A 20318-nucleotide genomic window follows, 5' to 3' on the forward strand; every position below is an offset into this window, starting at 1 on the left:
GGCGAAGCGAGCGCACCGCCCTCGCAGAACCGTGGAGTACCTCGCATGCCCCCAGCCGTACAGTTCACCCAAGTGTCCCGCCTGTTCGGCGAGTTCAAGGCCGTCGACCGGGTCTGCATCGACATCGAAGACGGCGAGTTCTTCTCCATGCTCGGCCCTTCGGGCTCGGGCAAGACCACCTGCCTGCGCCTGATCGCCGGGTTCGAACAACCCAGCCACGGCTCGATTCGCATCCACGGCGTGGAAGCCGCCGGCCTGCCGCCCTACCAGCGCGACGTCAACACGGTCTTCCAGGACTACGCGCTGTTCCCGCACATGAACGTGCGCGACAACGTGGCCTACGGGCTCAAGGTCAAGGGCGTGGCCAAGGCCCAGCGCCATGCCCGCGCCGAAGAGGCCCTGGGCATGGTGGCCCTGGCCGGCTACGGCGAGCGCAAGCCGGTGCAGTTGTCCGGCGGGCAGCGCCAGCGCGTGGCCCTGGCCCGCGCGCTGGTCAATCGTCCCCGGGTACTGCTGCTGGACGAGCCCCTCGGCGCGCTGGACCTCAAGCTGCGCGAGCAGATGCAGGGCGAGCTGAAGAAGCTCCAGCGCCAGCTGGGCATCACCTTCATTTTCGTCACCCACGACCAGACCGAGGCGCTGTCGATGTCCGACCGCGTGGCGGTGTTCAACCGCGGGCGCATCGAACAGGTCGACACGCCGCGCAACCTCTACATGCAACCGGCCACCCCCTTCGTTGCCGAGTTCGTCGGCACTTCCAACGTGCTGCGCGGCGAGCTGGCCCAACACCTGGTGGCCAGCCCGCAGCCGTTCTCGATCCGCCCGGAACACATTCGCCTGAGCGCGTCGGCCATCCCGGGCGACGTCCTCCAGCTCAGCGGCGTGCTGCACGATATCCAGTACCAGGGCAGCACCACCCGTTACGAACTGCAGCTGGACAACGGCCAGTTGCTGGCGGTGAGCCAGGCCAACAGCCAGTGGCATGCCGACGCCGCCCCCTGGCAGCCCGGCCAGCGCCTGCACGCCCACTGGCCGCGCGAGGCCATGACCGCGCTGCGCGAAACCGTGCTCGACGAGGGCCGCTGAGATGATGCGGCGCCTGGCCACCCTGCTCTACCGTCGCCCCAACCTGTACCTGGCGATGCTGTTGATACCGCCGCTGATCTGGTTCGGCGCGATCTACCTGGGCTCGCTGCTGGCGCTGCTGTGGCAAGGTTTCTACACCTTCGACGACTTCACCATGGCGGTGACGCCCGAGCTGACCCTGGCCAACTTTGCCGCGCTGCTGCAGCCATCCAACTTCGACATCATCCTGCGTACCCTGGGCATGGCGGTGGCGGTGTCGATCGCCAGCGCGGTGCTGGCGTTTCCCATCGCCTACTACATGGCCCGCTACACCCGCGGCAGCACCAAGGCGTTCTTCTACATCGCGGTGATGATGCCGATGTGGGCCAGCTACATCGTCAAGGCCTATGCCTGGACCCTGCTGCTGGCCAAGGGCGGGGTGGCCCAGTGGTTCGTCCAGCAGCTGAACCTGGAGCCACTGCTGCAATGGCTGCTCGGCATTCCCGGGGTGGGCGGCAGCACCCTGTCGACCTCGCACCTGGGGCGCTTTATGGTGTTCGTGTACATCTGGCTGCCGTTCATGATCCTGCCGATCCAGGCCGCGCTGGAGCGCCTGCCGCCCTCGCTGCTGCACGCCTCGGCCGACCTTGGCGCACGCCCGCGCCAGACGTTCGTGCAGGTGACCCTGCCGCTGGCGGTGCCGGGCATCGCCGCCGGCTCCATCTTCACCTTCTCGCTGACCCTGGGCGATTTCATCGTGCCGCAGCTGGTGGGCCCGCCCGGCTACTTCATCGGCAGCATGGTGTACGCCCAGCAAGGCGCCATCGGCAACATGCCGATGGCCGCCGCCTTCACCCTGGTGCCGATCATGCTGATCGCCGTGTACCTGACCCTCGTCAAACGCCTGGGAGCCTTCGATGCACTCTGACAACGCCTCGCCGGGGCTGCGCCTGGCCGCCTGGGGCGGGCTGCTGTTCCTGCACTTTCCGATCCTGATCATCGTGCTGTACGCCTTCAATACCGAAGACGCGGCCTTCAGCTTTCCGCCCCGGGGCCTGACCCTCAAGTGGTTCGGCGTGGCGTTTTCGCGCCCCGACGTGCTCGAGTCGATCAAGCTGTCGCTGCAGGTGGCGTGCCTGGCCACGCTGATCGCCCTGGTGCTTGGCACCCTGGCCGCCGCGGCCCTGTACCGGCGCAGCTTCTTCGGCAAGGAGAGCCTGTCGCTGATGCTGATCCTGCCCATCGCCCTGCCCGGCATCATCACCGGCATCGCCCTGCTGTCGGCGTTCAAGACCCTGGGCATCGAGCCCGGGATCTTCACCATCGTGGTGGGCCACGCCACCTTCTGCGTGGTGATCGTCTACAACAACGTCATCGCGCGTCTGCGGCGCACCTCGCAGAACCAGATCGAGGCGTCGATGGACCTGGGCGCCGACGGCTGGCAGACCTTTCGCTACATCGTGCTGCCCAATCTGGGGTCGGCCCTGCTGGCGGGCGGCATGCTGGCGTTCGCGCTGTCGTTCGACGAGATCATCGTGACCACCTTCACCGCCGGCCACGAACGCACCCTGCCGATCTGGCTGCTCAACCAGCTCAGCCGCCCGCGCGACGTGCCGGTGACCAACGTGGTGGCCATGCTGGTGATGCTGGTGACCATGCTGCCGATCCTGGGCGCCTACTACCTGACCCGTGGCGCCGAGAACGTGACCGGCAGCGACGGCAAATGACCTGAACCAGGAGGATCGAACACCATGCAAACCCGACTGCTGATCAACGGCCAGCTCGTCGCCGGCGAAGGCCCGGCCCACAGCGTGCTCAACCCCGCGCTGGGCAGCGTGCTGGTGGACATCAACGAGGCCAGCGAAGCGCAGGTGGATGCGGCGGTGCGCGCCGCCGACCATGCCTTCGACGGCTGGTCGCAGACCGCACCGAAAGACCGCGCCGCACTGCTGCTAAAGCTGGCCGACCTGATAGACGCCCATGCCGGGGAGCTGGCCAGGCTGGAATCGGACAACTGCGGCAAGCCCTACCCGGCCGCGCTGAACGACGAACTGCCGGCAATCGCCGACGTGTTCCGCTTCTTTGCCGGGGCCAGCCGCTGTCTGGGCGGCTCGGCGGCGGGCGAGTACCTGGCGGGGCACACTTCGATGGTGCGCCGCGACCCGCTGGGTGTGGTGGCGTCCATCGCGCCGTGGAACTACCCGCTGATGATGCTGGCATGGAAGATCGCCCCGGCCCTGGCCGCCGGCAACACCGTGGTGCTCAAGCCTTCGGAACAGACCCCGCTGACCGCCCTGCGCCTGGGCGAACTGGCGGCCGAGCTGTTTCCGGCCGGGGTGCTCAACATCCTGTTCGGCAAGGGCCAGAGCGTAGGTATGCCCCTGGTCACCCACCCCAAGGTGCGCATGGTGTCGTTGACCGGCTCGATCGCCACCGGCAGCCAGATCATCACCAGCACCGCCGACAGCGTGAAACGCCTGCACATGGAACTGGGCGGCAAGGCCCCGGTGATCATCTTCGACGATGCCGACATCGACGCTGCGGTGGAAGGCATTCGCACCTTCGGCTTCTACAATGCCGGGCAGGACTGCACCGCGGCCTGCCGGATCTACGCCCAGGCCGGCATCTACGACACCTTCGTGAACAAGCTCGGCGAGGCGGTGGCCAGCCTCCGGCACGGGTTGCAGGACGACCCGGACACCGAACTCGGGCCGCTGATCAGTGCCGCACACCGCGACCGGGTGGCAGCGCTGGTGGAGCGCGCCGTGGCCCAGCCGCATATTCGCCTGGTCACCGGCGGCAAGGCGGTGGCGGGCGACGGGTTCTTCTTCGAGCCGACGGTGCTGGCCGACGCCCAGCAGGATGACGAGATCGTGCGCCGCGAGGTATTCGGGCCGGTGGTGTCGGTGACCCGCTTCGAAGACGAAGCGCAGGCGCTGGCCTGGGCCAACGATTCGGACTACGGCCTGGCCTCGTCACTGTGGACCGCCGATGTCGGCCGCGCCCACCGGGTGTCCGCCCGGTTGCAGTACGGCTGCACCTGGGTCAACACGCACTTCATGCTGGTCAGCGAAATGCCCCACGGCGGGCAGAAGCTGTCGGGCTACGGCAAGGACATGTCGATGTATGGGCTGGAGGACTACACCTGCGTGCGGCATGTGATGTTCAGGCATTAAGGCCCATGGCGCAGGCAGGCGTTACCTGCGCAGGAGGGCCGCTCGGCGGCCCTTTGGCATAGCCTTCAGTCGCGCAGGTCGGACTCGTGGATCGGCTGGTCGCGGTGGGTCGCACGCTGGTACTGCGCCGGCCATATGGCCTTCTGCCCGCCCAGGTCATCGTCGGCATGCAGCGGCCAGTACGGATCGCGCAGCAGCTCGCGGGCCAGCAGGATGATGTCGGCCTGGCCGGTGCGCAGAATGTGCTCGGCCTGGGCCGGCTCGGTGATCATGCCCACCGTGCCGGTGGCGATCCCCGATTCCTTGCGCACCCGCTCGGCAAAGCGTGTCTGATAGCCAGGCCCGGTGGGAATCTCGGCATTCATCGAGGTGCCCCCCGACGACACGTCGATCAGGTCGGCGCCCAGGGCCTTGAGGCGCTTGGCCAGCTCGACGGTTTCATCCGGGTTCCAGCCATCCTCCACCCAGTCGGTGGCCGATACCCGCACGAACAGCGGCAACTCCGACGGCCACACCTCGCGCACCGCCTCGGTCACCTGCAGGGTCAGGCGAATGCGGTTCTCGAACGAGCTGCCGTACTGGTCGCGACGCTGGTTGCTCAATGGCGAGAGAAACTGGTGCAGCAGGTAGCCATGGGCGGCATGCACTTCCACGACCTTGAAGCCGGCCACCAGTGCACGTCGGGCGGCTTCGACAAAGGCCTGGATCACCTCGTGGATCTGCCCTTCGCTCAATTCGGTGGGCGCCGTGTGCTGCGGGTCGAAAGCGATTTTCGACGGCCCCACCGGCACCCAGCCACCGTCCTCGGGCTTGACGCTGCCGTGCTTGCCCAGCCACGGCCGATGCGTGCTGGCCTTGCGCCCGGCGTGCGCCAGCTGGATGCCGGGCACCACGCCCTGGGCTGTGATGAAGCGGGTGATGCGTTGCAGGGGGGCGATCTGTTCGTCGCACCACAGGCCCAGGTCCTGGGCGGTGATGCGGCCCTCGGCCGTGACGGCGGTGGCTTCGGTGAAGATCAACCCGGCACCGCCGACCGCGCGGCTGCCCAGGTGGACCAGGTGCCAGTCGTTGGCCAGGCCGTCGACGCTCGAATACTGGCACATCGGCGAGACCGCAATGCGGTTGGGCAGCGTCAGTTGACGCAGGGTATAGGGCTCAAGCAGCAGGCTCATGGGGCACCTCTCCAGTCTCCGAATGGTGGACCGGACCGAGCGCCTTGGCTTCCCCGCGGCTCAGTGCCGGTCTCTGAGAGACTAGACCAGTTTGCCCACCCAGGGGTTCAGCGCGGCTCGATGTGGGCGATCATCAACTGCACCGTCTCGTTGCCGCGAAACTCGTTGACGTCCAGCTTGTAGGCCAGCTCCACCCAGCGCACGGTGGGGTTGGGCCATACCTCGCGGTCGATGCCGAAGGCGATGCCGTCGAGGGTCACCGAACCGCATTCGCTCTTGAGCACCACCTTCAGGTGACGCTCGCCCACCACCCGCTGCTGCACCAGCTGGAACACGCCATGAAACAGCGGCTCGGGAAAATGCTGCCCCCACGGCCCGGCGTTGCGCAGGGCGCGGGCCAGCTCCAGGTGGAACTCCTCGACCGCCAGGCTGCCGTCGGACAGCAGCCGGCCGGTGAGGTCGTCCTCCTGCAACTGGCGGCGGACTTCTTCGTCGAACGCCTGGGCGAACGCCGGGAAGTTCTCGGCCGGCAGCGACAGCCCCGCCGCCATGGCGTGCCCGCCGAACTTGCTGATCAGCTCCGGGTTGGCCGCCGCCACGGCGTCCAGCGCATCGCGAATGTGAAAGCCCGGCACCGAGCGCGCAGAGCCCTTGAGCATGCCTTCGCCGGCATCGGCAAAGGCGATGGTCGGGCGGTGATAACGTTCTTTCAGACGCGAGGCCAGAATGCCGATCACGCCCTGGTGCCAGTCAGCCTCGTACAGGCACAGGCCGAACGGCATCGACTCCAGCGGCAGGTCCTTGAGCTGGGCCAGCGCCTCGCGCTGCATGCCCTGCTCGATGGACTTGCGGTCCTGGTTCAGTTCGTCCAGCTGCACCGCCATCTCGCGAGCCAGGGTCGGGTCGTCGCTGAGCAGGCATTCGATGCCCAGGCTCATGTCGTCCAGGCGCCCGGCAGCATTGAGCCGCGGGCCCAGGATGAAGCCCAGGTCGGTGGAGGTGATGCGCGCCGCTTCGCGCCGGGCCACCTCGAGAATCGCCTTGAGCCCCGGGCGCGCACGACCGGCACGGATGCGCTCCAGGCCCTGGTGCACGAGGATGCGGTTGTTGGCGTCCAGCGGTACCACGTCGGCCACGCTGCCCAGCGCCACCAGGTCGAGCAGCTCGCCGATGTTCGGCTGCGGGCGGTCGTCGTAGCGGCCCAGGCTGCGCAGGCGCGCACGCAGCGCCATCAATACGTAGAAGATCACCCCGACCCCGGCCAGTGCCTTGCTCGGAAACTCGCAGCCCGGCTGGTTGGGGTTGACGATGGCATCGGCCGCCGGCAGCGCATGGCCCGGCAAGTGGTGGTCGGTGACCAGCACCTTCAGGCCGGCCGCCTTGGCCGCCGCCACGCCTTCGACGCTGGAGATGCCGTTGTCCACGGTGATCAGCAGCTGCGGCGTGCGCTGCAGTGCCACCTCGACGATTTCCGGGGTCAGCCCGTAACCGTATTCGAAACGGTTGGGCACCAGGTAGTCGACGTGCGCGGCGCCCAGCAGGCGCAGGCCCAGCACGCCCACGGTGCTGGCCGTGGCACCGTCGGCGTCGAAGTCGCCGACGATCAGGATGCGCTGGCGCTGGTCCAGTGCCTCCACCAGCAGGTCTACCGCCGCGTCGATACCCTTGAGCTGCTGATAGGGCAGCAGGCGTGCCAGGCTCTTGTCCAGCTCGACGGCGCTCTGTACGCCACGGGCGGCGTACAGGCGGGTCAGCAGGGGCGGCAGGTCGCCAAGAAACGGCAGGGTGGACGGCAGTGAACGCGGTTCGATACGCATGGAGTGATCAAGGCTTCTCTGGTTTGAAAAAGGTCGGCGGGCGGATCAGCCGCGCTCGCCCAGCAGCCATTGCAACTGGACTTCGTGCTGGCCGCGGTCGTCGGTGACGAACAGCGTGCCTTCGCTGATCATCACATCCCACTTGATGGCGCGTGGCATGTCCTTGGCCAGGACCTCCAGCACCTCTTGCGGCACGGCGGCGATGTTGAGGTTCTTAAGGTTCTTGACCGCCGGGATCACCTTGGTTTCCCACACCCGCAGGCTGCCGTAGGCCAGCAGGCTGGTGCGCTCGGTGCGGCGCGAGCACCAGGTCAGGCGGTCGGCATCGGGCTGGCCGACTTCGATCCAGTGCAGCACCCGGTCATCCAGGCTTTTTTCCCACAACGCCGGCTCGTCGACGTCCGACAGGCCGCGACCGAACGACAGCTGCTCGTTGTACCAGAGGGCATAGGCCAGCAGGCGCACGGCCATGCGCTCTTCGGTTTCCGAAGGGTGGCGGGCGATGGTCTGCTTGACGCTTTCGTACACGCCGCGGTCGAGATCGGTGAGGTTCAGTTCAAACTTGTAGGTGGTGGACGGCTGGGCCATGGACGGGCTTCTGGTAACAGGAAAAGTCGCCCAGTCTAACCGATGCGCTGGCAATCAACGAACCGAACCGTACAATCTGCGGCCAACAGCAGTATCTGCCGCTGCCGCCCTGTGATAAAAACTAGCGCTCTGCCCTGCTGCCACGGAAGCCCCATGTCGTTGCCCACCAAACCGCTTGCCGGCCTCAAAGTCATCGAACTCGGCACCCTGATCGCCGGCCCCTTCGCCTCGCGCATCTGCGCCGAATTCGGCGCCCAGGTGGTCAAGGTCGAATCGCCCGATGGCGGCGACCCGCTGCGCAAATGGCGCAAGCTGTACGAGGGCACCTCGCTGTGGTGGTTCGTGCAGGCGCGCAACAAGCAGTCGCTCACGCTCAACCTCAAGCACCCCGAAGGCCTGGCCATTCTCAAGCAGCTGCTGGGCGAGGCCGACATCCTGATCGAGAACTTCCGCCCCGGCGTGCTGGAAAAGCTCGGCCTGGGCTGGGAGGTACTGCACGCGCTGAACCCGAAGCTGGTGATGGTACGCCTGTCCGGCTTCGGCCAGACCGGGCCGATGAAGGACCAGCCCGGCTTCGGCGCGGTCGGCGAGTCGATGGGCGGGCTGCGCTACATCACAGGTTTCGAGGACCGCCCGCCGGTACGCACCGGCATTTCCATCGGCGACTCGATTGCCGCGCTGTGGGGCGTGATCGGCGCACTGATGGCGCTGCGTCATCGCGAGGTCAACGGGGGCCAGGGCCAGGTGGTCGACGTGGCCCTGTACGAGGCCATCTTCGCGATGATGGAGAGCATGGTGCCGGAGTTCGACGTGTTCGGCTTCATCCGCGAGCGCACCGGCAACATCATGCCGGGCATCACCCCCTCCTCCATCCATACCAGCGCCGATGGCAAGCATGTGCAGATCGGCGCCAATGGCGATGCGATCTTCAAGCGCTTCATGCAGGCCATCGGGCGCGACGACCTGGCCGCCGACCCGGCGCTGGCCAGCAATGACGGGCGCGACCTGCGCCGCGACGAGCTGTATGCGGTGATCGACCGCTGGGCCCGCAGCGTGCCGCTGGACACCCTGATGCAGGTGCTCAACCAGGCCCAGGTGCCGGCCAGCCGCATCTATTCGGCCGAAGACATGTTCAGCGACCCGCAGTTTCTCGCCCGCGAGATGTTCCTCCAGGCCAGGCTGCCCGACGGCAAGCCGTTCAAGATGCCGGGCATCGTGCCCAAGCTGTCGGACACCCCAGGCTCCAGCGAGTGGGTGGGGCCGGCGCTGGGCGAGCACACCGCGCAGTTGCTGGGCGAGCTGGGCTATGACGCGGCGCAGATCGCCCATCTTCGCGAACAGGGCGCGGTCTGAGTCGCGCCATGTGCTGCAACCTGCACGGCGCACTGCTGGCTGTGCTGCTGAGCCTGCTGCCTGCCTCGAGCTGGGCCAAGGAAACCCTCACCTGGCTGTTGCGCGACCTGCCGCCGCTGACCGTGTTCGAGGGCCCCAAAACCGGCCAGGGCGCCATGGACCAGCTGCTGCCGCTGCTCATCGCGCAGATGCCCGAGTACCAGCACAGCATCGTGCGGGTCAACCGCGCGCGCGGCATGCAGATGCTCCAGGAGCCCTCCTTCACCTGCGACCCCACGCTGCTGCGAACCCCGGAGCGCGAGCGCTTCGTGAAGTTCTCGATACCGGCGCTGGCTGCGCAGAGCAACATGGTGATTGCCCGCCAGAGTGACCAGGCAAGCCTTGCGCCGTACCTGCACGATGGCGAAATCGACCTGGACGCCCTGCTGGCAAGCAACACGCACAAGCTCGGTGTCGTCGGCCAGCGCAGCTACAGCCCCGCCGTGGACGCGATACTGGCCAACGCCCCGCCCGCCACCATCAGCCGCCATTACGGCAACGATGCGGTGGGCAGCCTGCTGCAGATGCAGCAGCTGGGGCGCCTGAACCTGCTGCTGGCCTACTGGCCGGAAGTGCGCTACATGAACGAAAAGCAGCCGCAGCCCCAGGCCCTGACGTACTTCCCGATCAAGGGCGTGGCGCGCTACCAGCTGACCTACGTGGGTTGCTCCGACACCCCGCTGGGCCGCGAGGCCATCAGCCACCTCGACCAGTTGCTGCGCAACCTGCGCCTGCAGACCCTGGCACCGCTGTATGCACAATGGCTAGAGCCCGACCAGCGCAAGACCTACCTCGATGCGGCGCGCGAGCTGCTGAGCCAGCACTGACCCCGGCACGCGCTTTTACGCAGGCAAAAAGAAACCCCGAGCGGTGGGGAGGCCGTCGGGGTTAAACGAGGGCTGCTTGGAGCCTCGCACGAACAGCCTGGCGGCATCGGAGCAAAATGCCGTTCAACTGTCCTTAAGCTGTCTGAGTACCTGTCTGGACAAAGGTTCCCGTCACGCCGCAACGATTTGCGCGCGGCCCTGGCGGGCATGTTTGAGGGCTGCGATCATGCAGGGTTGCAGGCGTCCTTCGTGGATGCGCAGGTCACGTTGGATACCGTCCACCAGGTCGATGAGCAGGCGCTGGTCATGCAGCTGGCTGGCCTTGACACTGCGCTGCAGCACGGTGTCGCCGGCAGGGTCGACCAACTGCAGGTCGAAGTCGGCACTGGCATGCCGGGAGGTCAGCGTGACCTGATAGGGCGTCAATGCTTCACTTAGCAACAAGCTGATATTGTCCATCCATTCACCGTTCACGTTGTTGTTGAAGGGGGTCTTTCACTGACCCTCGGCACAGGCTGAAAGTTCTGCCGCGGCGCGCTGCACGTTCATCGAGCATGCCCGGTGCACATGACAGATTCATGCCACGGGCCCGGCCTCCGGGTGTTGCAGCAGCAACGGGTGCAACTGGCTGGGGCTGGCTGGCGCGGGGGTGCTGCCCAGCACCCGCAGGCCCGACAGCTCGATCAGTTCGACAACCCCTTGGAGCACGCTGCGCCTGGCGCCACTGAGGACAATCAGGGCACTGGCGAGGCCGTGCAGCGCCAGGTGCTCGACGAAGCCCATGCCATCGTGCTCGGGCGACAGCGGGTCACAGATGACGATATCCACCGGCCCCCGTCGTTCGAGCACACCGTGCGCCTGGAGGGTCGTTTCAGCCACGCGCACGTCGTAGATGCCCAGGCCATTGAGCATCTGGTGCAGGTTCATCAGCCGGAAGGCATGGGGCTCCAGAAGCAGAACCTTGAGTGAGCGCATGGGCGACTCCGGATTGGACGGGCGCCCACTCTAGGAAAGCCCGCGCGGGCGTCCCATAGGAAAAATCCGAAACCAGGGGGCGGCAACGTCCTCCTGTCGCCACGGTATCGACGCGTCGCGTCGGTTCGCCAGCAAAGCAGGTACCTGCCGTGGCATGGCGGGCCGCGCAACAAAAAGCCCCGGGGCTTGCGCACCGGGGCCTGGTTCAACGCTGCATACCGCTGCCGTCAGAGCGGCTTGCCACGGTTGCCGTGCTGGCTGACGAAGGCCTGCACCGCTTTCAGGTCGTTGGGCAGTACCGTGCATTTCTCCTCGCGGGAGAACAGGTCGGTCAGGTGCGCCGGCAGCTCCAGGGCCTTGCCCACGCCCGACTTCTCCACCGCCTCGGGGAACTTGACCGGGTGCGCGGTACCCAGCACCACCATCGGCGTGTCCAGGCTGCGACGGCACTCGCGGCCGGCCTTGACGCCAATCGCGGTGTGCGGGTCGAGCACTTCGCCGGTTTGCGCGAACACGTCGGCGATGGTCTCGCAGGTTTGCGCATCATCCACCGCCAGCGAATCGAACAGCTTGCGCGCCTCGGTCCAGCGGTCTTGCTCGACGCTGAAGCCGCCACCCTGCTTGAAGGTGTCCATCAGGCCGGCAATCTCGGCGCCATTGCGACCGTGCAGGTCGAACAGCAGGCGCTCGAAGTTCGACGACACCATGATGTCCATCGACGGCGACAGGGTGGCGTGCAGGGTTTCCTTGACGTACTGGTTGCCGCTCATGAAGCGGTGCAGGATGTCGTTGCGGTTGGTTGCCACGATCAGCTGGCTGATCGGCAGGCCCATGTTGCGCGCCAGGTAGCCGGCGAAGATGTCGCCGAAGTTGCCGGTAGGCACCGAGAACGCCACCGAACGCGCCGGGCCACCCAACTGCAGGGCGGCGTGGAAGTAGTACACGATCTGGGCCATGATCCGCGCCCAGTTGATCGAGTTCACGGCCACCAGGCGGGTGCCCTTGAGGAAGCCCTGGTCGGCGAAGCTGGCCTTGACCATCTCCTGGCAGTCGTCGAAGTTGCCTTCGATGGCGATGTTGTGGATGTTCTCGCCGAAGATGGTGGTCATCTGGCGGCGCTGAACTTCCGACACACGCTGGTGCGGGTGCAGGATGAAGATGTCGACGTTGTCGCAACGCCGGCAGCCTTCGATGGCAGCCGAACCGGTGTCACCGCTGGTGGCACCGATGATCACCACGCGCTCGCCGCGCTTGGCCAGCACGTGATCGAGCAGGCGGCCGAGCAGTTGCAGGGCAAAGTCCTTGAACGCCAGGGTCGGGCCGTGGAACAGCTCCAGTACCCACTCGTTGCTGTTCAGCTGACGCAGCGGGGCAACCGCGGCGTGGGCGAACTCGCCGTAGGTTTCTTCGAGGATCTTCTTGAAGTCGGCATCGGCAATGGAGCCGGTGACGAACGGGCGCATCACCCGGAAGGCCAGCTCGTGGTACGGCAGGCCGGCCCACGAGGCGATTTCTTCCTGGGTGAAGCGCGGCAGGTTTTCCGGCACGTACAGGCCGCCATCGCTGGCCAGGCCGGCCAGCAGGACATCTTCAAAATTCAGGGCCGGTGCCTTGCCGCGGGTACTGATGTAACGCATGACCTATTCCTCTAACTCAAAGACGGCTCAGTTCAGTTGTTCGACGCGGATGCGCACAACGCTGCCAACCACATCCTGCAGGGCTTCCAGGGCGGTGATCGCGTCGTCCATGCGCTGCTCGAGCACGCTGTGGGTGAGCAGGATCATCGGCACCAGGCCATCGTGCTCCTCGACTTCCTTCTGCATGATCGACTCGATATTGATGCCGCGCTCGGACAGGATGCTCGCCACCTGGGCCAGCACGCCCGGACGATCCTTGGCCTGGATGCGCAGGTAGTAGGCGCTCTCGCAGGCTTCGATCGGCAGGATCGGGTGAGCCGACAGCGAGTCGGGCTGGAAGGCCAGGTGCGGCACGCGGTTTTCCGGGTCGCTGGTCATGGCACGGACCACGTCGACCAGGTCGGCGATCACCGACGAGGCGGTCGGTTCCATGCCGGCGCCGGCGCCGTAGAACAGGGTGGAGCCTGCGGCGTCACCGTTGACCATCACCGCGTTCATCACGCCGTTGACATTGGCGATCAGGCGGTCGGCCGGAATCAGCGTCGGGTGCACGCGCAGCTCGATGCCATTGGCCGTGCTGCGGGCCACGCCCAGGTGCTTGATGCGGTAGCCCAGCGCTTCGGCGTAGTTCACGTCGGCCGTGGTCAGCTGGGTGATGCCTTCGGTGTAGGCCTTGTCGAACTGCAGCGGGATACCGAAAGCGATGGACGCCAGGATGGTGAGCTTGTGCGCGGCGTCGATGCCCTCGACGTCGAACGTCGGGTCGGCCTCGGCATAGCCCAGCGCCTGGGCTTCGGCCAGCACGTCGGGGAAGGTGCGGCCCTTCTCGCGCATTTCGGTGAGGATGAAGTTGCCGGTGCCGTTGATGATACCGGCCACCCAGTTGATGCGGTTGGCCGACAGGCCTTCGCGGATCGCCTTGATCACCGGGATGCCGCCGGCCACGGCCGCTTCGAAGGCGACGATGACGCCCTTCTCGCGCGCCCTGGCGAAGATCTCGTTGCCGTGCACGGCAATCAGCGCCTTGTTGGCGGTGACCACGTGCTTGCCGTTCTCGATGGCCTTGAGCACCAGCTCGCGGGCAATGGTGTAGCCGCCAATCAGTTCAATGACGATATCGATCTCGGGGTTGCTCGCGACCTCGAACACATCAGCGGTAATGGGGGTACCGGTAATCTGGCAGTTCGGGTTTGGCGTACGCATGGCGATTTGTGCCACTTCGATTCCACGCCCGGCGCGGCGGGCAATCTCCTCGGCGTTACGCTGAAGTACATTGAAGGTACCGCCACCGACGGTCCCCAACCCACAGATGCCTACTTTGACCGGTTTCACTGTGAACTCCCCATTGAACGACCGGCCATGCGCCGGTCGAAAAAACAGCCGTCTCCCCATGGTGACGGCTCACTGATTGAATTACTTGCTTGCGGTCAATGCCAGCTTGGCCACTTGCGGGGCCGGCTGATAACCCGGGATCACCTGACCGTCCTCGAGCACGATGGCCGGCGTGCCATTAACGCCGATCGACTGCCCCATCTGGAACTGCTTGCTGACCGGGTTCTCGCACTTGGCGGCCTTGATTTCCTTGCCGTCGACCATCTTGTCCATGGCCGCCTTGCGGTCGGTGGAACACCATACCGCCTGCAGCTGCTGGTCACCCGACGAGCCCAGGCCCTGACGCGGGAAGGCCACGTAGCGCACCTCGATGCCGCGCTTGTTCAGCTCGGGCACTTCGGCATGCAGCTTGTGGCAGTACGGGCAGGTGGTGTCGGTGAACACGGTGATGTGCGACTTGGTTTCGCCCTTGGCAGGGTAAACCACCATTTCGGAAGCCGGAATCGCATTGATGGTCTTGGCGATGGCCACGCGCTCGGCCTTTTCGGTCAGGTTGACCGGCTTGCCGTCCTGGATCTGGAACAGATAGCCCTGTACCAGAAACTGGCCGTCGGCGCTGGCGTACAGCACACGGCCGCCCTTGAGCTTGACCTCGTACAGGCCGTTGACCGGGCTGGCAGCGATGCTGTCGACCGGTATTTCCGACTCCAGCGACTGCAGCGACTTGCGAATCGCCTGCTCGGCATCGTTGGCCGCAGCCACGGCGAAGGAACTGGCCAGCGCCAGGGCGGCGGCGGCTAAAATCTGGGTCACGCGCATGAAAACTCCTGAAGGCGGACAGGGGGCCGAAAGCGGAACAGGCGTACCGAAAAACGGCCGCGATCCAGGGCCCGGGTGTAAACCGCGAAAGCGTACCACATTCGCCGCCCTGCATTGACTGCTGGCGACGCATGCAATGTGCGATCAGCGCTCAGCCGCGAGGGTGATGACGGGCATGCAGTTCCTGCAGGCGGGCGCGGGCCACATGGGTGTAGATCTGGGTGGTCGACAGGTCGCTGTGGCCCAGCAGCATCTGCACCACGCGCAGGTCGGCGCCGTGGTTGAGCAGGTGGGTGGCGAAGGCATGGCGCAGGGTGTGCGGCGACAGCGCCTTGCCGATCCCGGCCACCTGGGCCTGGTGCTTGATGCGGTGCCAGAAGGTCTGGCGGGTCATCTGCTCGCCACGCTGGCTGGGGAACAGGACATCGCTGGGGCGGCCGTTGAGCAGTTCGACGCGGCCGTCGCGCAGGTAACGTTCTACCCACACCACCGCCTCCTCCCCCATCGGCACCAGGCGCTCCTTGCTGCCCTTGCCCATCACCCGCAGCACGCCCTGGCGCAGGTTGACCTGATCGAGGGTCAGGCTCACCAGCTCGGTGACGCGCAGCCCGCAGGCATACAGCACCTCGAGCATGGCGCGGTCGCGCTGGCCGATGGCCTCGCCAAGGTCGGGAGCCTTCAACAGGGCCTCCACATCGGCCTCGGACAGCGACTTGGGCAACGGCTTGCCCAGTTGCGGCATGTCGACCTGCAGGGTCGGGTCGAGGGCGATCAGCTTCTCGCGCAGCAGGTAGCGATAGAAGCCACGCGCGCCCGACAGGAACCGCGCCGTGGAACGGGGCTTGTAGCCCTGGTCGAGGCGCCATGCCAAGTGGTCCAGGATCAGCTCGCGACCGGCATCGGGCAACACCATGCCACGTTCCTGAAGCCAGCCGTTGAACAGGGCCAGGTCGCTGCGGTAGGACGCTCGGGTGTTGTCGGAAAGCCCCTTCTCCAGCCACAGGGCGTCGAGGAACTGGTCGATCAGCGGGTGGTCGATGGCGGGCATGAAGACTCGGTGGTAGGCCGTAAAAATACCGCTAGTCTTCCATAACACCGCCGGCATAGGGAGCCCGAATGAACGAACAAGAGATATTGCTGGCATTCGGCGGGATCGGTGTCGCGGCCCTGGGCTGCCAGTGGCTGGCCTGGCGGCTGAAGCTGCCGGCGATCCTGTTCCTGCTGCTCAGCGGCATAATGGCCGGGCCGATCCTGGGTTGGCTCGACCCGCAGGAAATGTTCGGCCCGCTGCTGATGCCGCTGGTGTCGCTGGCGGTGGCGCTGATCCTGTTCGAGGGCAGCCTGACCCTGCACCTGTCGCAATGGCGCGAGATCGGCACGGTGGTGCGGCGCATGGTGACCCTCGGCGCGCTGTCCACCTGGGTGGTGATCAGCGCGGCCACCCACTGGCTGCTAGGGTTCGACTGGCTGCTGGCGATCCTGTTCGGCACCCTGACCCTGGTCACCGGGCCGACCGTGATCGTGCCGATGCTGCGGGTGGTACGGCCCAAGGCGGCGGTGGCCAACATCCTGCGCTGGGAAGGCATCGTCATCGACCCGATCGGCGCCCTGCTGGCGGTGGTGGTGTACAGCTTCATCATTGCCAGCGCCGCTGGCGACGGCCTGAGCCAGAGCCTGCTGACGTTCGCCGGGGTGATCCTGTGCGGCAGCGCCTTCGGCGTGGCCGGTGGCTGGCTGCTGGGCCAGGTGATCCGCCATCAATGGCTGCCCGAGTACCTGCACAACCTGGCCTCGCTGGCAGCGGTGCTGGGGATCTTCATCGCCTCCAACCAGGTGATGCACGAGTCGGGGCTGCTGGCGGTGACCCTGATGGGCATGTGGCTGGCCAACATGAAGGGCGTGGATGTGCGCCAGATCCTGCACTTCAAGGAGAACCTCAGCGTGCTGCTGATCTCCGGCCTGTTCATTCTGCTGGCGGCGCGCCTGGACCTGAATGCCCTGCTCGGCCTGGGCCCTGCGGTGCTGGCCCTGCTGCTGGTGATCCAGCTGATTGCGCGGCCGCTGAACGTGGCGCTGTCGACCTGGGGCTCGCAGCTCAACTGGCGCGAGCGTGCGCTGCTGGCCTGGATCGCCCCGCGCGGCATCGTGGCCGCGGCAGTATCGGCGATTTTCGCGATACGCCTGGACGAGGCCGGGCACGCGGGGGCCTTGCTGCTGGTGCCGCTGACGTTCGCGGTGATCATCGGTACGGTGGTGCTGCAAAGCGCCACGGCGCGGCCGCTGGCGCGCCTGCTCAAGGTGGCCGAGCCTGCCCCCAGCGGGTTTCTGATCGTGGGCGCCAACGCGCCAGCCAGGGCCCTGGGCACGGCCTTGCAACAACTGGGCAGCCGGGTGCTGCTGGCCGATTCGAGCTGGGAGAACATTCGCGCGGCGCGCATGGAGGGGTTGCCGACCTATTTCGGTCACCCGGCCTCGCAGCATGCCGATGCGCACCTGGACCTTGTAGGCCTGGGGCACCTGCTGGGGCTGTCACCGGCGGGCGAGCTCAACACCCTGGCATGCACGCGCTTTCGACATGATTTCGGGCATCAGCGCCTGTTCGTGCTGGCCAGCGGGCTGGAGCGCCAGCGCAGCGACAAGCACCGCGCCAGTGACGAACATCGCGGGCGCCTGTTTGGCAGCCAGGCGTTGACCTATGTGCAACTGGCCAACCTGTTCAACCAGGGCGCCGAGCTGTACACCACGCACCTGACCGAGGCGTTTGGCTGGGCGGACTACCAGGCGTTGCATGGCGATCGCGCGACCTTGCTGTTTGCCCGCGATGCCAGTGGCTGGGTGTATGTGGTAGGGCCGGATACGGCGTTGAAACCGGGGCCTGGGTGGACGCTGGTGGCGCTGGTCCAGCCGCAGGCAGGTTGATCGTGCGGGCTTGTTGGCCGTTCAGAAGCCGGGCAACACCGGCACCGGCCGCTTGTCTTCGTCGATGGCGACGAAGCTGAACAACCCGTGAATCGCCTTCTCGCGACTGTCGCAGCTCATGCTTTCGACAAACACCTCCACCTCGACCTTCAGGCTGGTGGTACCCACCTTCACCACCGTCCCCACCAGTTCCACGATCGAGCCGGCGGCAATCGGGTGCTTGAAGTCGATGCGGTCGGTCGACACCGTCACCAGCGGCAAGCGGCAGAAGCGCGTGGCGGCAATGAACGACACCTCGTCCATCCACGCCAGCGCGGTGCCGCCGAACAGGGTGTTGTGATGGTTGGTGGTCGAGGGGAACACCGCCTTGGTCACGCGGGTCACCGACAACTGGGTACGGCGCTGGATCTCTTGCTCTCTACTGTTCATGACATCTCTGAAACACGAATGACGGACAACAAAAAAGCAGCCCGAAGGCTGCTTTCTTTTCGCATGGCGGTCCCGTGCCCGCCGGTCAAACTAGCCTCAGGCCAGTTTTTCCTTGATGCGAGCGGCTTTGCCGGACAGGTCGCGCAGGTAGTACAGCTTGGCTTTACGCACGTCACCACGACGTTTCACGGCCAGGCTGTCGATCTGCGGGCTGTAGGTCTGGAAAGTACGCTCTACGCCAACACCGTTGGAGATTTTACGAACAGTGAAAGCACTGTTCACACCACGGTTACGCTTGGCGATAACAACACCTTCGAACGCCTGCAGACGCGAACGGTCGCCTTCCTTCACTTTCACCTGAACGACAACAGTGTCGCCTGGGGCAAAGGTCGGGATCTCTTTGGTCATCTGCTCGGCTTCGAGTTGCAGAATGATTTTGTTGGTCATGCTGTGCTCCTAAGATAGGTCGTCAGACCCACCATCGATACGTTAACTATCGTCCCGCTCTCGGAGATACTCCTCGAGCAGCTTCTTCTCTTCTCCAGAAAGTGAGCGACTTTCCAGAAGATCGACGCGTCGTTCATAGGTCCGCCCAAGGGACTGCTGTAAACGCCAGCGCCGGATGTGTGCATGGTTGCCACTGAGCAACACGTCGGGAACACGCTGATCCGCATACACCTCCGGTCGGGTGTAGTGCGGGCAATCGAGCAGACCATCGGTGAAGGAGTCTTCCTCCGCCGAGTCCGCATGCCCTAAAGCTCCGGGCAGCAGCCGCGTAACCGCATCGATCAGGACCATCGCCGGCAGCTCGCCGCCAGACAGTACATAGTCGCCAATCGACCACTCTTCATCGACATGAGCCTGAATGAACCGCTCGTCAATGCCTTCATAACGACCTGCGATGAGAATCAACGACTCTGCATTCGCCAGTTCGCGTACCGCCGACTGATTCAGCTGACGGCCTTGTGGCGACAGGTAGATCACCTTCGCCGCTTCCCCTGCCTGCTGCCTGGCCTGAACCAGCGCATCTTCCAGGGGCTTGATCTTCATCACCATGCCCGGACCACCGCCAAACGGCCGATCATCCACGGTGTGGTGGCGATCTGTGGTGTAGTCCCGCGGATTGTGGCAGGTCAGTTGCAACAACCCCTGCTTCACCGCGCGGCTGGTAATGCCGTACTCACTGATGGCCGAGAACATCTCGGGGAACAACGTAATCACTTCGACACGAAGGCTCGCCATCGTCTAGAAGTCCGCGTCCCATTCCACCCTCATTTCGCCTGCAGCCAGGTCGACCTTCAACACGCACTGCCCGGTATAGGGCAACAGGCGTTCACGATCATCCAGACTGCCCACGCAGGGCTTGACCACCATTACATCGTTCGCGCCGGTCTCCAACAGGTGATCAACCGTGCCGAACAGCTGTTCGTCCTGGTTGATGACTTTCAGACCTACCAACTGGTACCAGTAGTACTCGTCTTCGGTCAGGTCGGGCAAAAGGCTACGCGAGATGCAAATCTCGTAACCGCTCAGAAGACGGGCTTCATCGCGATCGTCGAGGCCTTTGAGCTTGGCAACCAGATCCTTTTGAGTGGATCGGCCGCTGACCAGCTCGACCTGCTTGACCACACCTTCGCGCCGGAGCGTCCAGTTGCGGTAATCCAACAGGTTTTCAATCGGATCGGTAAAGGAAAAGACCTTCACCTCGCCGCGAACGCCGTGAACCGAAAAAATCTTGCCAACAACGATCAGGTCATCAGCTTTTTCTGGCGTCGCGCTCATACTATTCAGGCAGCAGCCTTAGCAGCATCTTTCAGCAGTTTTGCAACGCGCTCGGATGGCTGTGCGCCAACGCTCAGCCAGTGAGCAACGCGATCCTGCTTAACGGACAGGCGAACTTCCTGGCCACGAGCGATAGGGTTGAAGAAACCAACCTGCTCGATGTGCGAACCGGTAACCGGGTTACGCGAGTCGGTCACGGTCAGGGTGTAGAATGGGCGCTTTTTGGAGCCGCCACGGGCAAGACGGATGGTTAGCATAGAACATCGTTCCTGTAGTCGGTGCTGCAAATCATAATGCACAGCGGGCACACGGGCGCCCGAAAGGCCGCATATTCTCAAGGAATACACGGACTTTTGCAAATGCCTTTTAACGGCGAGCGACAAGCCGC

General features: G+C 65.2%; 21 protein-coding genes. 7 read left to right on the forward strand and 14 right to left on the reverse strand.

Annotated features, from left to right (window positions below; all coding sequences use genetic code 11):
- Positions 1-45: 45 nt before the first annotated feature.
- From DN388_RS05125 to DN388_RS05140, 4 genes are read left to right on the forward strand one after another with little or no spacing between them, the layout of a single operon-like run.
- Complete coding sequence (locus DN388_RS05125) at positions 46-1086, forward strand: ABC transporter ATP-binding protein (RefSeq protein WP_254997251.1); 1041 nt, start codon at positions 46-48, stop codon at positions 1084-1086.
- 1 nt (position 1087) lies between these two features.
- Positions 1088-1993: an ABC transporter permease gene (locus DN388_RS05130; RefSeq protein WP_054915022.1), complete on the forward strand. Its 906-nt coding sequence runs from the start codon at positions 1088-1090 to the stop codon at positions 1991-1993.
- On the forward strand, positions 1983-2792 hold the full coding sequence (locus tag DN388_RS05135; RefSeq protein ID WP_043863200.1) for an ABC transporter permease: 810 nt from the start codon (positions 1983-1985) through the stop codon (positions 2790-2792). Before DN388_RS05130 ends, DN388_RS05135 begins: the two co-directional genes overlap by 11 nt.
- A 24-nt stretch (positions 2793-2816) precedes the next feature.
- A complete protein-coding gene (locus DN388_RS05140) occupies positions 2817-4241 on the forward strand; it encodes a gamma-aminobutyraldehyde dehydrogenase (protein WP_254997257.1) in 1425 nt (474 codons plus the stop codon).
- A gap of 65 nt (positions 4242-4306) precedes the next feature.
- Here DN388_RS05140 and DN388_RS05145 read toward each other — a convergent pair whose 3' ends face one another.
- From DN388_RS05145 to DN388_RS05155, 3 genes are all read right to left on the reverse strand, one after another.
- The gene (locus tag DN388_RS05145) at positions 4307-5413 is read right to left on the reverse strand and encodes an NADH:flavin oxidoreductase/NADH oxidase (RefSeq protein WP_043863198.1); all 1107 of its coding nucleotides are present in this window, start codon (positions 5411-5413) and stop codon (positions 4307-4309) included.
- A gap of 107 nt (positions 5414-5520) precedes the next feature.
- The gene (gene recJ, locus DN388_RS05150) at positions 5521-7230 is read right to left on the reverse strand and encodes a single-stranded-DNA-specific exonuclease RecJ (protein WP_104571844.1); all 1710 of its coding nucleotides are present in this window, start codon (positions 7228-7230) and stop codon (positions 5521-5523) included.
- Between the two features lie 45 nt (positions 7231-7275).
- Positions 7276-7818 (reverse strand): YaeQ family protein, encoded by a 543-nt coding sequence (locus tag DN388_RS05155; protein WP_254997260.1) that lies wholly within the window; start codon positions 7816-7818, stop codon positions 7276-7278.
- 153 nt (positions 7819-7971) lie between these two features.
- Here DN388_RS05155 and DN388_RS05160 point away from each other — a divergent pair, with 153 nt between their 5' ends.
- Together DN388_RS05160 and DN388_RS05165 are read left to right on the forward strand one after the other, a co-directional pair.
- Positions 7972-9171 carry a CaiB/BaiF CoA-transferase family protein gene (locus tag DN388_RS05160; RefSeq protein WP_043863195.1) on the forward strand — a complete coding sequence of 400 codons (1200 nt, stop codon included), beginning with the start codon at positions 7972-7974 and terminating at the stop codon, positions 9169-9171.
- Between the two features lie 8 nt (positions 9172-9179).
- The gene (locus DN388_RS05165; protein ID WP_043863194.1) at positions 9180-10037 is read left to right on the forward strand and encodes a TIGR02285 family protein; all 858 of its coding nucleotides are present in this window, start codon (positions 9180-9182) and stop codon (positions 10035-10037) included.
- Positions 10038-10208: 171 nt separating this feature from the next.
- On the opposite strand, the gene DN388_RS05170 is transcribed toward DN388_RS05165, so the two are convergent.
- The 6 genes from DN388_RS05170 to xerD form a co-directional block, all read right to left on the reverse strand.
- Entirely contained in the window at positions 10209-10496 is a 288-nt protein-coding gene (locus DN388_RS05170; protein WP_043863193.1) for a DUF3509 domain-containing protein, read from the reverse strand.
- Positions 10497-10613: 117 nt separating this feature from the next.
- Positions 10614-11012, reverse strand: a complete 399-nt coding sequence (locus DN388_RS05175; protein ID WP_254997274.1) for a hypothetical protein — start codon at positions 11010-11012, stop codon at positions 10614-10616.
- 227 nt (positions 11013-11239) lie between these two features.
- On the reverse strand, positions 11240-12649 hold the full coding sequence (gene thrC / locus DN388_RS05180; RefSeq protein ID WP_254997277.1) for a threonine synthase: 1410 nt from the start codon (positions 12647-12649) through the stop codon (positions 11240-11242).
- 27 nt (positions 12650-12676) lie between these two features.
- Positions 12677-13981 (reverse strand): homoserine dehydrogenase, encoded by a 1305-nt coding sequence (locus DN388_RS05185; protein WP_043863191.1) that lies wholly within the window; start codon positions 13979-13981, stop codon positions 12677-12679.
- A gap of 81 nt (positions 13982-14062) precedes the next feature.
- The gene (gene dsbC, locus DN388_RS05190; RefSeq protein ID WP_043863190.1) at positions 14063-14800 is read right to left on the reverse strand and encodes a bifunctional protein-disulfide isomerase/oxidoreductase DsbC; all 738 of its coding nucleotides are present in this window, start codon (positions 14798-14800) and stop codon (positions 14063-14065) included.
- 151 nt (positions 14801-14951) lie between these two features.
- Entirely contained in the window at positions 14952-15848 is an 897-nt protein-coding gene (xerD, locus tag DN388_RS05195; RefSeq protein ID WP_043863189.1) for a site-specific tyrosine recombinase XerD, read from the reverse strand.
- A 68-nt stretch (positions 15849-15916) separates the two neighbouring features.
- Between xerD and DN388_RS05200 the strand changes: the two genes are divergently transcribed.
- Positions 15917-17719 carry a sodium:proton antiporter gene (locus DN388_RS05200; RefSeq protein WP_078480092.1) on the forward strand — a complete coding sequence of 601 codons (1803 nt, stop codon included), beginning with the start codon at positions 15917-15919 and terminating at the stop codon, positions 17717-17719.
- Between the two features lie 21 nt (positions 17720-17740).
- Here the strand turns inward: DN388_RS05200 and DN388_RS05205 are convergent, their stop codons facing one another.
- The 5 genes from DN388_RS05205 to rpsP form a co-directional block, all read right to left on the reverse strand.
- Positions 17741-18148: an acyl-CoA thioesterase gene (locus tag DN388_RS05205; RefSeq protein ID WP_043863187.1), complete on the reverse strand. Its 408-nt coding sequence runs from the start codon at positions 18146-18148 to the stop codon at positions 17741-17743.
- 96 nt (positions 18149-18244) lie between these two features.
- Positions 18245-18595, reverse strand: a complete 351-nt coding sequence (gene rplS / locus DN388_RS05210; protein ID WP_043863186.1) for a 50S ribosomal protein L19 — start codon at positions 18593-18595, stop codon at positions 18245-18247.
- 42 nt (positions 18596-18637) lie between these two features.
- Positions 18638-19390, reverse strand: a complete 753-nt coding sequence (trmD, locus tag DN388_RS05215; RefSeq protein WP_043863185.1) for a tRNA (guanosine(37)-N1)-methyltransferase TrmD — start codon at positions 19388-19390, stop codon at positions 18638-18640.
- Positions 19391-19393: 3 nt separating this feature from the next.
- On the reverse strand, positions 19394-19930 hold the full coding sequence (gene rimM / locus DN388_RS05220; protein ID WP_043863184.1) for a ribosome maturation factor RimM: 537 nt from the start codon (positions 19928-19930) through the stop codon (positions 19394-19396).
- Between the two features lie 5 nt (positions 19931-19935).
- Positions 19936-20187, reverse strand: a complete 252-nt coding sequence (gene rpsP, locus DN388_RS05225) for a 30S ribosomal protein S16 (protein WP_028942918.1) — start codon at positions 20185-20187, stop codon at positions 19936-19938.
- Between the last annotated feature and the right edge of the window lie 131 nt (positions 20188-20318).

Origin of the sequence: Pseudomonas sp. S12(2018) (assembly GCF_024355235.1) — a bacterium.
GTDB classification, from domain to species: Bacteria; Pseudomonadota; Gammaproteobacteria; order Pseudomonadales; family Pseudomonadaceae; genus Aquipseudomonas; species Aquipseudomonas palmensis.

Coding starts and splice junctions, on each gene's coding strand:
- DN388_RS05140 (WP_254997257.1), top strand. CDS start 2,817: ATGCAAACCCGACTGCTGATCAACGGCCAGCTCGTCGCCGGCGAAGGC.
- rplS (WP_043863186.1), bottom strand. CDS start 18,595: ATGACCAACAAAATCATTCTGCAACTCGAAGCCGAGCAGATGACCAAA.
- DN388_RS05125 (WP_254997251.1), top strand. CDS start 46: ATGCCCCCAGCCGTACAGTTCACCCAAGTGTCCCGCCTGTTCGGCGAG.
- trmD (WP_043863185.1), bottom strand. CDS start 19,390: ATGGCGAGCCTTCGTGTCGAAGTGATTACGTTGTTCCCCGAGATGTTC.
- DN388_RS05130 (WP_054915022.1), top strand. CDS start 1,088: ATGATGCGGCGCCTGGCCACCCTGCTCTACCGTCGCCCCAACCTGTAC.
- DN388_RS05170 (WP_043863193.1), bottom strand. CDS start 10,496: ATGGACAATATCAGCTTGTTGCTAAGTGAAGCATTGACGCCCTATCAG.
- recJ (WP_104571844.1), bottom strand. CDS start 7,230: ATGCGTATCGAACCGCGTTCACTGCCGTCCACCCTGCCGTTTCTTGGC.
- DN388_RS05205 (WP_043863187.1), bottom strand. CDS start 18,148: ATGAACAGTAGAGAGCAAGAGATCCAGCGCCGTACCCAGTTGTCGGTG.
- DN388_RS05135 (WP_043863200.1), top strand. CDS start 1,983: ATGCACTCTGACAACGCCTCGCCGGGGCTGCGCCTGGCCGCCTGGGGC.
- thrC (WP_254997277.1), bottom strand. CDS start 12,649: ATGCGTTACATCAGTACCCGCGGCAAGGCACCGGCCCTGAATTTTGAA.
- rpsP (WP_028942918.1), bottom strand. CDS start 20,187: ATGCTAACCATCCGTCTTGCCCGTGGCGGCTCCAAAAAGCGCCCATTC.
- rimM (WP_043863184.1), bottom strand. CDS start 19,930: ATGAGCGCGACGCCAGAAAAAGCTGATGACCTGATCGTTGTTGGCAAG.
- DN388_RS05145 (WP_043863198.1), bottom strand. CDS start 5,413: ATGAGCCTGCTGCTTGAGCCCTATACCCTGCGTCAACTGACGCTGCCC.
- dsbC (WP_043863190.1), bottom strand. CDS start 14,800: ATGCGCGTGACCCAGATTTTAGCCGCCGCCGCCCTGGCGCTGGCCAGT.
- xerD (WP_043863189.1), bottom strand. CDS start 15,848: ATGCCCGCCATCGACCACCCGCTGATCGACCAGTTCCTCGACGCCCTG.
- DN388_RS05155 (WP_254997260.1), bottom strand. CDS start 7,818: ATGGCCCAGCCGTCCACCACCTACAAGTTTGAACTGAACCTCACCGAT.
- DN388_RS05160 (WP_043863195.1), top strand. CDS start 7,972: ATGTCGTTGCCCACCAAACCGCTTGCCGGCCTCAAAGTCATCGAACTC.
- DN388_RS05165 (WP_043863194.1), top strand. CDS start 9,180: ATGTGCTGCAACCTGCACGGCGCACTGCTGGCTGTGCTGCTGAGCCTG.
- DN388_RS05200 (WP_078480092.1), top strand. CDS start 15,917: ATGAACGAACAAGAGATATTGCTGGCATTCGGCGGGATCGGTGTCGCG.
- DN388_RS05175 (WP_254997274.1), bottom strand. CDS start 11,012: ATGCGCTCACTCAAGGTTCTGCTTCTGGAGCCCCATGCCTTCCGGCTG.